Source organism: Coleofasciculus chthonoplastes PCC 7420, assembly GCF_000155555.1.
Classification (GTDB): Bacteria; Cyanobacteriota; Cyanobacteriia; order Cyanobacteriales; family Coleofasciculaceae; genus Coleofasciculus; species Coleofasciculus chthonoplastes_A.
Genome location: NZ_DS989859.1, coordinates 1 through 16462, shown reverse-complemented (window position 1 = coordinate 16462; position 16462 = coordinate 1). Strand labels below are relative to the sequence as shown.

Sequence of the window (16462 nt, the reverse complement as noted above, 5' to 3'; positions counted from 1 at the left end):
CTGCTTATACACAAAATAGGCATAACAATAAATTTATTGTAGAAGTTCAAACCCAACAGGTGTGACAATTTTGTCCTGGGTAGAACTTCTACTTTTAATCCTGTTGGGAGTCGAGATGTTTATTTATGCTGACCTGGCAGAGGGGCGTTAACCTTTAATCTGGGTGTACCATACAGCAACAAAGGAAGTTAGGCTATGGCAAAAATGGAACGGGATGCAGAACGAGAAGAGCGGATCACAATGGAAATTGTGGTGGATGCTTATGGACCAGAAGAGCAGGCAATGGGCTGGTACTGCTACTTGCAGGATACGATGCAGTTTCCCTTCACAGCCGTCTGCATCAGTAAGCGACGCATTTCCCCAGTGAAAGAAAAGGCAACCGTAGAAGTGTTAGGGATGGCACCAGAGGAGGAGTGTGAACAGGAAATGTTTGTGGAGATTACCTGGGATGACGATACGCTAGCAGTGCCGTTGATTCAGCTAGAGGCTCCAGAGGCAGATGCACAAACCCAACAGGCGATCGCGGATTGGCATTACTGGGTGAATCAAGGCTATGAGTTTGGGTAAATCACCCAATTGATCAAGATACTCCAACAAGCAAGGTACAAAATATCAAGACTCCCGCTAGCCGTTGTTGATGAGCCTATTTTTTAAGGAAGACTGGGCGAAGAAGAATGTGGTGGAGGTAATGCGGGAGATTGGCAGTCATGCCCCAGAACGAGGGTTAACGCCGGAAATTCTGGATGAGATTTTGCAGGATGAGTAAGGTCAGGTACGTGGCTGATACGAATGTATTGATCAGTTCGTTACTGTTGAAGAACTCGACCCCGTTTCAGGCGGTTGAGCAGATTTTCCTTTTCAGAGCAATTCAAATTTTGACCCCGCGTGATTTTCTGGATTCTTAGGGGGAGGTTGAGTGATGCCAACTACAGAGGGACTAGGTTTCCCGATGACCTGAAATTTCGTGGTAGAATAGCTAACTGTACTGAATAGACCAAAATACGGTTTGGTCAAAAGCATTCGGTATAGTTTCAGATTCTGTTTTTTCCGATAAAAGTAAAATATAGGTCAATTATCACACACGGCTCCTTCGGGTATATGGATATCAAACTGATTTTAGTGGTCTTAACCATTCTTTTTACTGTATCCGCTCTCATTTTTGGCACGAAGAACGGGTTCTATGATTCAGACAACTATCACGGCAACGGTTCAGCCCACTAAGCTGGGATAAGCTAGCCTAGATATTGGCTACCTGTTAATTGAGCAATAGCATGTTATATCATGTCCTGACGATTGCCCATAATTGCAATGCCGTAATAACAAGGGTTTCAGGCGTTTTTATTCGGGGTGTTTGACCGGACATGATATTACTGGTATTCCGTCAATACATTCGTTGATAGAATCAGGTTATTACAGGAAGTTAACCACAAAAGCAAGGCTGAAAATACCAAGGAATCAGGTTTATAAGCATTGTCGATGTATAGGGTTCTTCAAGTGAGTGGGTTGTCAAGCAACTGGCAAAGCGCAGAACCGTCTTCTCAAAGTTCATGAGCAATCAACGCCCAGTGACATCCTCAGCAGAGGATGATCAATTAGCCTGTTTTGCCTATGGTGTTGGTCATGGTGCAGAGGGAGTTTGTTTGCTGGTGCAAATGGGACCCCACCGCATCCTAATCGATTGTGGGTTAGAAGACATTTCGCCGCTAAAAGCTCAAGCTAATTTGCCGGCAGATGTGGTTTTATGTAGCCACGCCCATAGCGATCATGCCAAAGGGTTGCTAGCACTACACCAAGCATTTCCGCAATTACCAATTTACGCCAGTGAAGTCACAACTCAACTATTACCCCTAAACTGGACGCATTTACCACCAAAAGAGATTCCCGGATTCTGTCAAGCGCTTCCTTGGCGATCGCCGATTGAATTCCGAGAAGGATTAAGCGTGCAATTGTTTCCGGCAGGACATCTACCGGGAGCCGCTGCTTTTTTATTAACTTATACCAGTCCAAATCGCACCTATCGACTCCTGTATACAGGTGACTTCTTTATCTCAAATTCGCGGTTGGTCGAAGGGTTGTCTATTGAAGCCTTACGAGGTACAAACCTAGATGTCTTGATTATCGAAGGGAGTTATGGTACTGCGCGACACCCCCATCGGCGCCAACAAGAGAATCAACTTGTCGAACGAATTGATCAAGCATTGGCGGCAAATCGCTCTATTTTGCTACCTGTACCTACCTTAGGTTTGGGTCAAGAAATCTTGATGCTGCTGCGGAGTCATCATCAGTTTACGGGACGCAATCTGGATATTTGGGTGGATGGTACGGTTGCCAAAGGATGCGATGCCTACTTAGAACTCCTACCTCATCTCCCCCCATCGGTACAAAACTTTGCTCGCCATCAACCCTTGTTTTGGGATGAACGGGTGAAACCGCGTGTACGTCGCTTAGATGAGCAGCAACGAAGTGCGATCGCTCAAAACACCAGCATTGTTCTAACGGACGAAACGGCTGACTTGAGGGTTTACTGTCATTCTAACCCCACATCTTGGACAGTGCTGCAACCCGAACGCCTGAGATATCCGCCTCCAACCCATGACTTGGGTAGTACGGATATAGAAACTTATCTGTTAACTGAGCATAGCGATTGTTTAGGAACCACTCAGTTAATCCATAATCTTCGTCCTCAACATATTATTTTTGTTCATGGCTCTCCCACGTATCTGGCTGACTTAACTGGATTGGAAGAGTTACAAAATCGCTACCATCTCCATACCCCATCATCAGGAACTCTAATTGAACTGCCAATTGGAGAGACATTTATACAGCCAGCACCACCACCAGAAACCAATTACGAAGGAGAGCTAACCGAGTTGGGTACGGTGGTTACTATCACGTTACCAGAGGCAATTGCGGCTGACCCGCGCTGGCAAGATTTCGCGGATACAGGTTTAGTGGAAGCTCGTTGGCAAGGAGAGGAACTGGTATTACGCGGCTTGTCCCAACGTGAACTGCTTAATCAGAGCAGTTCGGTGAAGATGCCTGCTAATATTGAATGTTGTGCCAACTGTCGCCATCAACGGGGTCAGCGCTGCTGGAATTCTGCCTCTCCCCTCTACTCGTTTAAAGTTACACCAGAGGGATATTGTCCAGTGTTTGAGCCGACCGCACCTCCCCCAGAAACTTAGTTAGGGTTTGCTGAATAAGTCTTGTGGTAGGGTAGGGAGCAGGGAAAGCTGGGGGAGCTGGGGGAGTTGGGGGAGCTGGGGGAGTAATGATACATTTTCCCTGATAGCGGTGCAAGGGTATGAAAGGGTTTTACCTTATGTCCTTGAAGATGATCCAACTGATAACTTGATTAAACCCGCCCTTCTAGAGGAGCAGAGGAGCGGGGGGTAAACAAATGACCAATGACCAATGACACCTAATTTTTTACTCTTGATTCGACTCAGGGAAGCGCGGGTGAATTTGTTCCGCTTCTGGACAATCGTCAGACACAAGCGGGTCAAAATTTCCTCGCGTCACAGAAGCCAGTTTTTGAGTAACTGAACCGATGCTTTCTAAACGAACCATTTCCTCCCAGGAGCAAATTTCGTCTTCTTCGTCAGTTTCGTAGCGAATGGTGACTAAATCCCCTTCAATATCAACAATATGAGCGCGTTCAATCCAACGTTGCTGATCCCGCAAGAAAATACAGACCTCACGACCATCGCAACACAGTTGATAAATCTTGCGGTGTAGCATATTTGGCTTCTCCTAAGCAGATAACTCTTCCAATACGTCTGGGAGCAAGTCGCCCCGGTCTTTAGGATAATTCAGGGACAGTTTTTATCCAAGCTTAACTTCGGATCAGATGACTCAGTTTTCCTTCGTCAACGACGATATCCCTACTATTGCTATACTTCTCGGTCAATGCTTAAAAGTTTAGCTGGCATTTCACCGGAATTTTGATCATCAATTCAGGATATTTTTCACTAGACAGAAAAAACCTTAAGATTTTAAACGGAATCGGGACAAGATTGGCTATAATCTTGCTCAAGGTAAAGGTGGAGAGCAATTTCACCTGTGAGCAAATAACCGATATTTGAGGGATTGGCATTGGTAAAAAGCCACACAAAGGAAAGCACAAAGGAAAGAAAACCGTGTATTTCGCCATTGAGACTAGCGCACTTTAATCCAGGTTATACATCCTGGCTGATAGGTACTATGTAGGTGTTTAAAGTTTAGACATGCTCGGAAAAATGCAAATTTTATCAGGATTTACTGAGTAAAATTTACTTGGGCAAATGTCCATATATCCAAGCGCTGAATCTTTAATTACAGCGCCAGACTTATAACCTCTTCCCACCTTTAGTTAAGGGTTGTGTTAAGGGTTTACTTTCACCGCTGACTTGCCAGCCTTTTGTTGCTTGACAAATCACACCTGAAAGGAATTAACCCTTTGGTAGCATTTTAGCACATTAAACTGGTGATTTATAGGGGAATTGAGTCTCACGCCGTTAAGTTACTCAATGGAAAAACTACGCCGTGAGATGAATCACCGGACAAGTAAGCTAACGCTATTCAGTTTCGCGGTGCTTAAATCCAGATTTTTGCTAACCGACGACTCCCTTGATTGGCTTCCAGCCCAGCCGATTTTAAATTTTTCCCTGAAACGTGAAGCAAAACCTGCTGTAGATCCTTGGTTACTGATCACTCTATGTTGATCCCAGTTGAAGCTGGGGGATTTACACGCCTGTTAAAGCACTTTGCCTGTGCAGATCCGGAAATGACAGAAAACGAGTATTATGAGCCTCCCGCTCTATTTGACCCGACTTCACCGCCTCATAAAGCACAGTCAAAGCCTCAAGGTCTGATGTTTGATACCCTTTTATTTCCAGAATTTGGCGAATTAGCCCCTCAGAAGCAACGCTGAGGCAGCCGGTTTTAAGAGCCGATTGGACAAGAGTGCGAAGAATCATGGTAACCAAGCATTTGTAATCATAGGGGGTACTCCTAACACTATCGGCGATCTTCGTGTTAAAGACCTTGATAAGTGTCAGTTGCTTGGTGTGATTCTCAACGCAATTTAGAGTGATGTGTGTCACTCTATAACCAACTTACTGCCTGTAGGCACCCCTGAACCCTCAAATTACAAGAATTGCTTATGTACTATCCTAAAGGCTTTTTGTTAAGAATTTGTAAAATTAGCACCGTTTTTTTGAGAAGAGTTTGTTAAAGTTAGTCGTGCCGCTAACTCCAGCCGCTCAATTATTAAGGAAATCAACAGACAGATGTTTGCGATCGCGCTCAAACAGGAGCAATACTCAACCTATATCCTCACTGCCCAAGACACTCAGTCTCGGCTGGAAGTCGTTCCCGAACGCGGCGGTCTGATTTCTCACTGGAGTGTTCAAGGTCAGGACATCCTCTACTTCGATGCCGAACGGTTTCGAGACCCGACCTTGAGTGTGCGGGGTGGTATCCCGATTTTGTTTCCCATCTGCGGCAACTTACCGGACAATACCTACACCCATCAGGGCAAACCCTATCAACTCAAACAGCATGGTTTCGCCCGTGATTTGCCCTGGCAGGTCACAGAACGAGTTACCAATGACTTGGTTAGCCTAACCCTAGTCCTCAATAGTAACGACCAAACTCGCGCTGTATATCCCTTCGACTGGCAACTCACCTTCACGTACCAACTTCAGTTTGAGATTCCGGCGGCGGAGTATCAGGATCAGCTAACCGGACAAGTTTCCTCCTTCAAGGGGGGTTTTGATTGGAGCGAGGATGAAATTGATGTCGCCTTTCGCCAAGTCACCGATCAATCGGCAACGGTGACAGATCAGCAACGACGGTTAAAACTAACCCTGAGCTATGATGAACTCTATTCAACTCTCGTCTTCTGGACGGTTAAAGGCAAAGACTATTACTGTTTGGAACCTTGGAGCGCTCCCCGTAACGCATTAAATACAGGAGAGAATCTCACCAAGTTAGCTCCTGGAGAGAGTTTGGAGACTTCCGTACAACTCAATGTCACTTTTTTTTGAAAAACCCTCTACATTTTTGGTGATTTCTGCTATTGTAGAAAACGGCGCTTAAAAACGCGCATGACTTTGGGTCGCTAGCTCAGCGGTAGAGCACTCGGCTTTTAACCGATTGGTCTTGGGTTCGAATCCCAGGCGACCCATTTCGTCATATTTATTTATTTTTCTTTATAGTCAGGTACTATGGAGTTGATAAAGAAGACTAATTTTAGAATCTTGACGAGATAATTTCCTATAAACTGAAAAATATCTTAAGATTATTCTAAGGATTAAGTTTCTAGAAACGACTAGCTGACAAAAAGCTGACAAAACACCTAAAGTTAGGAGGACTTTTTTATGGCGCTCGTACCCATGCGGCTGCTTTTAGATCATGCGGCAGAGAATGGCTATGGCATTCCAGCCTATAACGTTAACAACATGGAGCAGATCCTGGCAATTATGCAGGCTGCTGATGAAGCTGACAGCCCCGTGATTCTACAAGCCTCTCGCGGCGCTCGCAAATATGCAGGTGAGAACTTCCTGCGCCACTTGATCACGGCAGCAGTGGAAACTTACCCCCATATCCCCATTGCTATGCACCAAGACCATGGGAATGGTCCAGCCACTTGCTACTCGGCTATCCGCAATGGTTTCACCAGTGTGATGATGGACGGTTCACTGGAGGAAGATGCCAAAACTCCAGCTAGCTTCGAGTACAACGTGAATGTCACGGCTGAAGTGGTAAAAGTTGCTCACTCTGTCGGTGTCAGCGTTGAAGGGGAACTGGGTTGTCTCGGTTCTTTGGAAACGGGTATGGGTGACAAGGAAGATGGTCACGGTGCAGAAGGTAAGCTGTCCCGCGAACAATTGTTGACTGACCCGGATCAAGCGGTTGAGTTTGTTGAGCGCACCCAAGTTGATGCTTTAGCTGTAGCCATTGGCACGAGCCACGGTGCTTACAAGTTTACTCGTAAGCCCACGGGTGAAATCCTTGCCATCAGCCGGATTGAGGAAATTCATAACCGTCTACCTAATACCCATTTGGTGATGCACGGTTCCTCCTCTGTACCCCAAGAGTGGCTGGATATGATCAACCAATATGGTGGTGCAATTCCAGAAACTTACGGTGTGCCTGTAGAAGAGATTCAAAAGGGCATTAAGAGCGGTGTTCGTAAAGTGAACATTGATACCGACAATCGTTTGGCTATCACTGCTGCAATCCGTGAAGCGGCTGCCAAAGATCCCAAAAACTTTGACCCGCGCCATTTCATGAAGCCTTCTATTAAGTACATGAAGCAGGTTTGCTCGGATCGTTATCAGCAATTCGGTACGGCAGGTAATGCGAGCAAGATTAAGCAAATGACATTGGATGAGTTTGCGGCTAAGTATGCTAAGGGCGAGTTAGCGGCTGTTACGAAGCAGACCGTAACTGCTTAATTGTTAACCGCGTAATACCCATTTGAGCTAATCCCCCGTTAACATGACGGGGGATTTTTGGGTCAGGTAACAGGGAACAGATAAAAATATCCTAATTCACAAATACCCATGCTCGGCAAGGAATTCAGGTGAAATATCATTTATGGGTAAAGAATTCGCGCTAGGGACTTGATACCCTAGTAATCTCTCAACATACTTGCCTAAAATATCGCTTTCTAAGTTCACCCAGCTTCCTGGCTGCAAATAACTCAAATTAGTTTGGGCATAACTGTGGGGAATAACTGCCACCTTAAACCAACTCCCTTGGGGATCACACTCAGCAATGGTTAAACTGACGCCATTGACTGCAATACTTCCCTTTGGCACCAAAAACCGAGCAATGTGGCGCTGCCATGACTTTTGTAAGGATGCTGGTGCAGTAAAACACATAATCCAGGAATTTGAGGTTTTTACAGAATCCTGAAGTGAACCAATGCCATCAATGTGACCCGTGACAAAATGTCCCCCTAGTTTACTGCCTACTCGTATCGATGTTTCCAAATTCACATAAGTTGCTGCCTGATGTCGTTGCCCCAGAGTAGTACGGCTTAAGGTTTCATCTGAAGCCGTTGCCACAAAACCTTGGGACAAAATTTCTTCAACAGTCAAGCATATTCCATCGACGGCGACACTATCACCAATGGCTAAATCCTGTAGAATCACGGCTGCCTTGTCAGGAAGACAAGACAACTGAAAGCGATCGCCGCCTAGCGGTTGCAAGGTTCCTAGTGATTGAATTAATCCTGTGAACACGATGTCATCAAAGTAGCTGGTCGCGGATCGCCGATTATAGAGGCTCCGTGATAAAATGATTTTGTAGGTAGTGAAGGGTAAGTCTAATTAACTAAGGAACTCTTCTGAACTAACCAGTGTTTAACGATTGGTACTACCCAAGTACCGCGATATACATCAAGCCAGAGTGACAATTTAAGCACTTGAAGCACTTACTTCATAGCTTATCAAAACGAGTCTATCTTAACGTTAGGAGATAAAGCAAGGAGGTGGCAGTTCACCAAAGCGAGGGAGATTAACCACTAGAGAGCTATTGGGGACAAGGATAAACGGTTATGTGTTTTTTTCATAAAGTCCCGAAACAAACGTCCTGAGACTGGGGCATACTTGGAGAAGATAATCTTTTTGATCTCTGCCCAATTCAATGATAGAGGACTGATTTTGGGGTTAATCGGTGAAGTAAGATAAAGCTAGTATGCTTGTTCTAGTTTTAATCCATCCAATGTGGCTTGACTGCTTCGCTTTGATGCCCTCGACGCCGACTGTATTCTAGAGGCTAAGCTAATGATTGAAATGAAAGTTGCTGGAATTGCATTAGATGCTGTCACCCGTAGCCCAATCGTGCTGCTGAAAGACTCACTAGAGCGACGCGCTCTGCCGATTTACATTGGACAAGATCAGGCAAAAGCAATTATCAGCGCTTTGGAACGCCAAAAAGCTCCCCGCCCTCTGACACATGATTTGTTTGTGGGTCTCATGGAAACATGGGAGATGAAGTTGGAGCGGATTATTATCCACTCCCTCCAAGATAATACCTTCTATGCGATCCTCTGCGTTCGTCAGGGTGAAGCTAAAAAAGAAATTGATGCTAGACCCAGTGATGCGATCTCGATCGCGCTTCGCACAGATAGTCCAATCTGGGTGATGGAAGAAGTTATCGCTGATGCATCAATACCCGTTGATCGAGATGCGGATGAAGAGGAACGACAGGCGTTCCGAGAGTTTGTATCGAGCATCCGACCGGAAGACTTTTCCCAGCATAAAGGATTTAAAACGGGCGGTGAAGCTTAAATGATACAAAGATGAGAAATGCATTATCGACGGTTTGGGAAAACCAATCTGTGGCTATCTGTGTTTTCCCTGGGAACCATGCGCTGCTTGGCGGGTGAGTCCAATGCTGAGGAAAACATACAGCACGCGATCGCGAATGGGATTAATCACCTAGAAACCGCCCGTAGTTATGGTAAGAGTGAGCCGTATTTGGGGAATATCCTCAAAAAATTACCCTTACCCCGAGAACAACTCACGATTACCACCAAGCTACCGCCAACGCCTGATTCTCAGGTCATGGATCAGTGGATTGATGAATCCTTAGAGCGTCTACAGCTCGACTATCTGGATTGCTTAGCCATTCATGGGATCAACACCTGGGAACATCTGACCTGGGTCGAGTCCCCTAGAGGGTGTATGCAGGCGATACAAGACGCCTTAGCAGAAGGTCGGATTAGACACCTTGGCTTTTCCACTCATGCTCCCCTAGAGGTGATATTAGCGGCAATCCAGACCAATTTATTTGAATTTATCAACCTACATTATTACTACGTCTTTCAGCGCCATGCTCCAGCCGTAGCATTAGCGAACCAGAAGGATATGGGGGTGTTTATCATATCTCCGGCGGATAAGGGTGGACGATTGTACACTCCCCCAGCGAAACTGGTTGAACTCTGCTATCCCTTTTCGCCACTGGAGTTGAACTATCGTTTTTTATTGAGCGATCGCCGAATTACCACCCTGAGTGTAGGACCTGCTAATCCACAGGAATTGGACGCACCGTTAGCCGTTGCGGATCAAGATGGCTCCCTGACTCCCCAGGAAATTGAGGTGTTTTCTCGGTTAGAAACCCAAGCTGAGACGGCTTTAGGAACGGATCGCTGTAGCCAATGTTACCAATGTTTGCCCTGTCCGGAAATGATTAATATTCCAGAGGTATTAAGGCTGCGGAATTTGGCTGTAGCTTATGATATGACAGATTATGGGACATACCGCTATGGCATGTTTGAAAATGCGGGTCACTGGTTTGCTGGGGTGAAAGGGAATCGGTGTACAAGCTGTGGTGACTGCTTACCTCGTTGTCCGGAACAACTGGATATTCCTGGTTTGCTAGCTGATACTCATCAACGTCTCAATGGATCTCCTCGGCGTCGGCTGTGGGGATAAATTGAGAGCATCCCAATTTAGCAGGTTAGCTGTTTGAGCCGCGATAAGTGTATCCCAGTCAATATCAAATCAGCGTTTAAAGTCAAATTCGGGTAAACTGGGTATCCAATTCCCTGATTTTAATTGCATCTCTATGGTTCCCATGCCCAGTTACCGCCCCAAACAACTCTCCCTTGGTCCATTAGAGGCAGAAATTTTAGAGATTATTTGGCAACTCGGTTCGGCTACCACAAAAGATGTTCACGAACGAATCTTAGCTGATCCAGACCGAGAGTTAGCCTATGCTTCCGTAACCACGGTATTGCGCCGCCTCACCCAAAAAGGCTGGCTAACGTGCGATCGCCAAGATCGGGCATTCCGTTGGCAACCCTTGCTCTCGCAGGAACAGGCGCGGATGCTGCAAGCCCATGATCAATTGAAGCGATTCCTGGCGGTGGGAAATCCTGATATCATCGCCGCCTTTGCCGACAGTCTCGACCAAGCTAGTCTAGAACAAATCGACGCGATCGCCCAGCGTTTGCAAGCCATCCGCGAAGCGAGGGAGGAACAATGATTCATCTCATCCTAATTCTGAGTGCTTTAGCCGTGGCTTGGTTAACCCGAATCAGTTGGTCAGGAAATGAGGGTAGTTATCAGCAGCGCTGGCAAAATGCCTTAACCAAGTTCTTATTTCCGCCACTGCTACTGATGATGACAGCAATCTCTATCGTCTGCATGGGACCCCAAGGGCAAATGGTTTGGCGATGGGAGGGCTGGTTCAGTTATGGTTTAGCTGGCACTTTCTTAGGATTTGTGGGAATTTCAGGGTTGAAACTGGCGTTTGCCGGATGGCGTTCTCAGCAACAGGTTCGCACCTATCCTCTGCAAACCCTTTATGGTAGACCAATCCGCCTTCTCAACACACCTTTAGTTTTTAGCGCTCAAGTCGGATTTTGGCAACCGGAACTGGTGGTGAGTCAAGGCTTATTAGAGACACTGGATGCTGATCATTTGCAAGCGGTTCTCACCCATGAAGACGGACATTTTCATTATCGGGATACATTTTGGTTCTTTTGGTTGGGCTGGATGCGGCAATTCTCTTATGGATTAACTAATACAGAAGCGCTATGGCAAGAACTATTACTGTTACGAGAAATCAGAGCCGATCAATGGGCAGCACAACGGGTTGATTTTTTACTGTTAGCGGAATCCCTGTTGACGGTTGTAAGCACACCGCTGATGCATTCTGAAAGTGTCTGTGCGGCTTTTAGCTGTACTGCACCTAAAAATCGTCTTGAGGAACGGATAGAAGCGCTCTTAGCTGACATCCATTTACCCAACCCAACTCATCTATACTTATCTATCTGGTGTTTATTAGCATGTTTGCCGCTATTTTTAATACCGTTTCACCGATGACTTTCCGTTTTTTAGCTTTCTTCACCGGAAGCCCCACGCCATACCTGTACTTCGACAGGCTCAGTAACAACTCAGGTTGGCGTTGGGATGGATAGGTGGGAAACCGTACAGCAAGTTATTGAACTTGACAGATGGCTGGCTATGCTGTGCGCTCAGTATAACTATTTGTTGGCTGATAGATTCAACGGGTATGAGCAAAACCGCTCCCCAGTCAATGCTTGTCCCTTAATCTGTCATCTGCCTGAATTACAAGACAACCCAGATTACTACTCTCAGAAGAAAACCTTACCTCAACTCAAGAAAACTCATCCCTGGTATAAAGAGATTTACTCTCAAGTCCTACAAGATGTAGTCAAGCGAGTGAAGGTAACGTTTGAGAGATTTATCAAAGGCGATAGCAACGGCCAACGTAGCGGGAAGCCAAGGTTTAAAGCCCGTAACCGATATCGCACCTTGACTTACCCCCAAATGAAAGAGGGGTGCTTGCAGGGAAACCTCATCAACTTACCAATGTTGGGGAAAGTCAAGGTTATCCTACATCGCTCTATCCCTGATGGATTCAAAATAAAAACAGCATCTGTTACAAGGATTTTCACTTCAAAACAGCTAATTATCTACTATCAAAGTATGACTGTGTTGCTCATGAGAATTTAAACGTTAAAGGACTTACTCAAACTAGATTGGCTAAATCTGTGCTGGATGCTGGGTGGTCAAACTTTCTGTCGATACTGACAAACAAAGCCGAAAAAGCTGGTTTGTTGGTAATTCCAGTAAGCGCCCATAACACATCACAGGATTGCTCGAATTGTGGAGAGAAAGAAAGTACCGAAAAAGCTGTTTATGCGTTGGCACAACTGCCCCCATTGTGGATGCAGTCTTGACCGTGACCATAACGCAGCTATCAATATAAAAAATAGAGCGGAGGGGCATCCCGTTCTTAAAGCTCAACGCCTCCTACGCAATAGCCGGATTGGTTGAGAAGCCTACACTATACCTGTACTCAGGTTAGTGTAGGAGTATGTCACAACATAAGACATAAGACAACTTAGTGAGAATCATGATTGGGTTGGTTTGGCATGGGAAGAGAATGGTTGTCGGGATGAGAGAGGGATTCTTCAGCGCCGATAGGAATACGAATATTCCCCATACCCATTGAACCAATACTCACTAAGCCCATCGTTTGGAAACCAACAGCTACCGTTCCCATAGAAACTAGCCCAGCCGAGAAGACTCCCATGGCTACAGAACCTAGGGAGAACACTCCCATGGGAACAAAGCCAATTGAAATTACTCCCATGGGGACTACACCAATAGATACGATTCCCAGAGGAGCAATTCCGATTGCAAAAACTTGAGGCTTGTGGTGGTGAGAAGAGATTTTGGACATGGGACACTGAAGCTGATAACATTTGGCTCTTGATTCTGGCAAAGCGGCAAACCCTTGTCAAAAGACAGGCTGTCAAACTGAGTTTCCCCAGCTTTTCCCCGATCTACTTATCCTAGTGTGAAGAAAGATGTCAGCTATGCTACAATTAGGCTTACGTGCCATAACCCTTGATGTACCAAGGCTCAATCCAGGCATCTACCCAAACGCGATCGCCTAAAAAGCCACCCAGTTAACCGTTGAGTTGACGCCAATGACTGATGTGTGTCCTTGACCAACCGATCGGGTTGATTTATAGAAAAAACTAATCATATCGAATAGAAATTCCAATCGTTAAAGCGAATCGCTAGGTCAAAGCTCCCTTAAACTTAACCTTAAGGAGACGAACGAATAACCGGGGAATCTGCATCTACAACTCCTGATCTCCAGAAAAAATAGAAACAGAGATGAGGAGTTCCAATAATAAAGCCCCAGCTATAAAATGCTAAATTTCTTACCGCCAACCCCAAGCACCGGGAGTCAGGCTTCCGATCCTTTTTTCACGCTCTCGTTGGATATGCTGTGCGTTTTGGGGAAAGATGATCATTTCCAGCAACTTAATCCCCGATGGGAGGAAATACTAGGCTTTACTAATCATGAACTTTTAGCGCAACCGTGGCTGGATTTGATTCATCCACACGATCAACGATTAACAATCGCAAAGCTAGAAACCCTTACCCATAATCCGACAGCATCAATCCGGTTTAGAAATCGCTGTCGTTGTGCAGATGGATCATACAAATCACTGTTGTGGAATGCTTCCATCCACCCCGAAAATCAATTGATTTACGCCGTAGTGCGCGATCAAACTGAATGCAAGCAATCCAAGGAAGCCCTACGAGAGAGTGAAGAACGCTTCCGATGTCTGGTAGAAAATGTTAAAGACTATGCCATTTATATGCTAGACCCAGAGGGACGGGTCATCAGTTGGAATCAAGGGGCTGAACGGATTAATGGGTATCGAGAAGACGAGATTCTCGGTGAATCCGTGTCTCGATTTTATTTACCCGAAGATGTTCAGGCAGGTAAACTAGAGCAAGCCCTAAAAATCGCGGCAGAAAACGGTCGATTTGAGGATGAAAGTTACCGAGTTCGCCAGGATAGATCAAGGTTTTGGGCTAATGCAGTGATTACAGCGCTGTACGACAAGAAAGGGCGATTGCGCGGGTTTACCAAGGTAGTCCGGGATATCACTGAACGCAAACTAGCACAAGAAGCGCTACAAAATGCTCATGATGACTTAGAACGACGGGTTACCGAACGCACGGCTGAACTGGTACAAGTTAATCAGCGACTCAGACGGGAAATTAAGGAACGTAAGCAAGTCGAACATCAACTGCGGCGATCGCAAGCCCAGTTGGAACAACAGACTCAGCAATTGCAAGACGCCCTGCAAAAGCTGAAACACACTCAAGCTCAACTCGTCCACTCCGAAAAAATGTCGAGTTTAGGGCAATTAGTTGCTGGCGTCGCTCATGAAATTAACAACCCGGTTAACTTTATCTATGGGAACCTCAATTACGCCGAGCAATACTTTCAGGATATATTAGAGTTACTCGAACTTTATCAAGAATCCAGTCCCCAGCCCTCAGCCAAAGTTCAAGAGCATATCGAGCTAATCGATCTCAATTTCATTACTACAGATCTGCCAAAATTACTGCATTCGATGAAAGTGGGGGCAGATCGGATCTATCAAATCGTGCGATCGCTGCGGAACTTCTCCCATCTGGATCGTGCTGAGAAAACCTCGGTGGATATTCATGAAGGCATTAATAATACCCTGTTGATTCTGCAAAGCCGCATCAAAGGCAAAGCAAGGCAAAGCACCATTACCGTTGTCAAAAACTATGGTGACTTACCCTTGATCGAGTGCTATGCAGGACAATTGAACCAAGTGTTCATGAATATTCTGTGTAACGCACTTGATGCCTTAGAAGAAGGGTTAGAGAAAGGCGCATTAGGCGAGAGTACTTCATCCAAAAACCCCATGATTGAGGTTGGTACACAGGTGATCAACGAAAACTGGATTGCTATTCGGATTGCCGATAATGGCGTGGGTATTCCCGATTCTGTTAAGCAGCGACTATTTGACCCCTTCTTTACGACCAAACCTGTTGGCAAGGGTACGGGATTAGGCTTATCTATTAGTTATCAGATCGTGGTAGAAAAGCATGGCGGGCATCTCAAGTGCTTTTCGTCACCAGGTCAGGGAACAGAGTTTGTGATTGAAATCCCTATTGAACCTAATCTAGAGCAGTACTGTTGTTCAAAGGTCTATCAAAAGCAGGTAGATTCAAATGTTCGATCATCTCAATCGTCAATTTCTAATTCCTTAAATCGCATGGCATTCAATTAAGGGCATTATGAATTGTCAGGGAACAGTGAGCAATGACACATGAAAAATGACAAATGACAAATGACACATGACGATTTACTTAGATGAGCTTAAATTCTTTGAGTGCAGGCAAAAAGTTTCGGTTTTCATGACTAGGGCGCGTCAGTTTAATTAGGGCAAAGCGCTGGGTGGGAGTTAGGGCTTCCCACTGTTCAGGCATGAGGGAAACGCCAAATTCTTGGGCTTTCGTTTGAACATTCTCAGGAATTATTGTCGCATCCATACAGGCTGGATTAGGATCGATAGGCAGTTCTGAGGCAGGTTTCCCGGTATAATTCGTCACTAATTTTTGTAAATACTGCTGATAGGCTTGGTTTTCTTGGGCTGTGGTTGTGGGCATTTCCACTAACGTCTGACGTTCTTGCTGGGTGAATTGATGCCAGTGGGCTAATTTAAGTTTGACGCCACAGGTGTCTAATTTCATTCGTACCTGCATAGGGATGCAGCGTAAGGAATCGACGAAATCTTGCTCAAATTGGAAGAAGTGAGTCATAGTTTAAATCACAATTATGTAAGGAGATGGTCACTGTTTAAGCTGACATAATATGACATAAGACAAATTCAATGAGGTTTTTTTGCTGTAGTGCGGCGGATAATCCAGTAACTGATGGAGAGAGAGAGAATCGCCAGGGCTAAACCAATAATTTCAAGTCCTCCGGTTTTGTCAAGGTTTAAAATGATAATTTTACGGGCAACGGCAATTAGGGAGGTGACGATAACCAGTTCAACTTGAACAACATGCTTCCGCAGATAAGCAGTAATATTTTCCAGAATTTCCAGGGCAATCAGGACATTTAAAAATAGCCCAAAAATTTCAAA

At 45.5% G+C, this 16462-nt stretch carries 16 protein-coding genes, 1 tRNA gene and 1 pseudogene; 13 read left to right on the top strand and 5 right to left on the bottom strand.

Annotated elements, in window-relative coordinates; translation table 11 throughout:
• The first annotated feature begins 195 nt into the window (after positions 1-195).
• From MC7420_RS23625 to MC7420_RS23615, 3 genes are all read left to right on the top strand, one after another.
• Entirely contained in the window at positions 196-567 is a 372-nt protein-coding gene (locus MC7420_RS23625) for a calcium-binding protein (protein ID WP_006103697.1), read from the top strand.
• A gap of 70 nt (positions 568-637) precedes the next feature.
• Entirely contained in the window at positions 638-766 is a 129-nt protein-coding gene (locus MC7420_RS43485) for a hypothetical protein (RefSeq protein WP_006103540.1), read from the top strand.
• A 781-nt stretch (positions 767-1547) separates the two neighbouring features.
• Positions 1548-3185, top strand: coding sequence for an MBL fold metallo-hydrolase (locus tag MC7420_RS23615; RefSeq protein WP_044209322.1), 1638 nt, complete (start codon positions 1548-1550; stop codon positions 3183-3185).
• 244 nt (positions 3186-3429) lie between these two features.
• On the opposite strand, the gene MC7420_RS23610 is transcribed toward MC7420_RS23615, so the two are convergent.
• Positions 3430-3741, bottom strand: a complete 312-nt coding sequence (locus MC7420_RS23610) for a DUF6679 family protein (RefSeq protein WP_006103541.1) — start codon at positions 3739-3741, stop codon at positions 3430-3432.
• A gap of 955 nt (positions 3742-4696) precedes the next feature.
• Here MC7420_RS23610 and MC7420_RS40265 point away from each other — a divergent pair.
• From MC7420_RS40265 to fba, 4 genes are all read left to right on the top strand, one after another.
• Positions 4697-4912 carry a hypothetical protein gene (locus MC7420_RS40265; protein WP_006103621.1) on the top strand — a complete coding sequence of 72 codons (216 nt, stop codon included), beginning with the start codon at positions 4697-4699 and terminating at the stop codon, positions 4910-4912.
• 358 nt (positions 4913-5270) lie between these two features.
• Positions 5271-6029, top strand: coding sequence for an aldose epimerase family protein (locus MC7420_RS23595; RefSeq protein WP_006103651.1), 759 nt, complete (start codon positions 5271-5273; stop codon positions 6027-6029).
• 68 nt (positions 6030-6097) lie between these two features.
• Positions 6098-6169, top strand: a tRNA-Lys gene (locus MC7420_RS23590).
• A gap of 193 nt (positions 6170-6362) precedes the next feature.
• Positions 6363-7442: a class II fructose-bisphosphate aldolase gene (gene fba / locus MC7420_RS23585; RefSeq protein WP_006103606.1), complete on the top strand. Its 1080-nt coding sequence runs from the start codon at positions 6363-6365 to the stop codon at positions 7440-7442.
• Positions 7443-7538: 96 nt separating this feature from the next.
• Here fba and ribE read toward each other — a convergent pair whose 3' ends face one another.
• Positions 7539-8234 (bottom strand): riboflavin synthase, encoded by a 696-nt coding sequence (gene ribE / locus MC7420_RS23580; RefSeq protein ID WP_006103543.1) that lies wholly within the window; start codon positions 8232-8234, stop codon positions 7539-7541.
• Positions 8235-8777: 543 nt separating this feature from the next.
• Between ribE and MC7420_RS23575 the strand changes: the two genes are divergently transcribed.
• From MC7420_RS23575 to MC7420_RS44150, 5 genes and pseudogenes are all read left to right on the top strand, one after another.
• The gene (locus MC7420_RS23575) at positions 8778-9284 is read left to right on the top strand and encodes a bifunctional nuclease family protein (protein WP_006103665.1); all 507 of its coding nucleotides are present in this window, start codon (positions 8778-8780) and stop codon (positions 9282-9284) included.
• Positions 9285-9302: 18 nt separating this feature from the next.
• Positions 9303-10430 carry an aldo/keto reductase gene (locus tag MC7420_RS23570; protein WP_006103677.1) on the top strand — a complete coding sequence of 376 codons (1128 nt, stop codon included), beginning with the start codon at positions 9303-9305 and terminating at the stop codon, positions 10428-10430.
• A gap of 133 nt (positions 10431-10563) precedes the next feature.
• Positions 10564-10983 (top strand): BlaI/MecI/CopY family transcriptional regulator, encoded by a 420-nt coding sequence (locus tag MC7420_RS23565; protein WP_044209313.1) that lies wholly within the window; start codon positions 10564-10566, stop codon positions 10981-10983.
• Entirely contained in the window at positions 10980-11825 is an 846-nt protein-coding gene (locus MC7420_RS23560; protein WP_006103641.1) for a M56 family metallopeptidase, read from the top strand. The genes MC7420_RS23565 and MC7420_RS23560 overlap by 4 nt, the downstream gene beginning before the upstream one ends.
• Before the next feature lie 87 nt (positions 11826-11912).
• Positions 11913-12803 (top strand): annotated as a pseudogene (locus MC7420_RS44150) (RNA-guided endonuclease InsQ/TnpB family protein).
• Positions 12804-12870: 67 nt separating this feature from the next.
• Here the strand turns inward: MC7420_RS44150 and MC7420_RS23550 are convergent.
• Positions 12871-13212, bottom strand: a complete 342-nt coding sequence (locus MC7420_RS23550) for a hypothetical protein (protein ID WP_044209310.1) — start codon at positions 13210-13212, stop codon at positions 12871-12873.
• A gap of 478 nt (positions 13213-13690) precedes the next feature.
• Here MC7420_RS23550 and MC7420_RS23545 point away from each other — a divergent pair, with 478 nt between their 5' ends.
• Complete coding sequence (locus MC7420_RS23545; protein ID WP_006103719.1) at positions 13691-15604, top strand: PAS domain-containing sensor histidine kinase; 1914 nt, start codon at positions 13691-13693, stop codon at positions 15602-15604.
• A gap of 79 nt (positions 15605-15683) precedes the next feature.
• Here the strand turns inward: MC7420_RS23545 and MC7420_RS23540 are convergent, their stop codons facing one another.
• On the bottom strand, positions 15684-16136 hold the full coding sequence (locus MC7420_RS23540; protein ID WP_044209307.1) for a nitrate reductase associated protein: 453 nt from the start codon (positions 16134-16136) through the stop codon (positions 15684-15686).
• A gap of 68 nt (positions 16137-16204) precedes the next feature.
• The coding region (locus MC7420_RS23535) for a phosphate-starvation-inducible PsiE family protein (RefSeq protein ID WP_006103661.1) at positions 16205-16462 on the bottom strand (258 nt) is incomplete at its 5' end.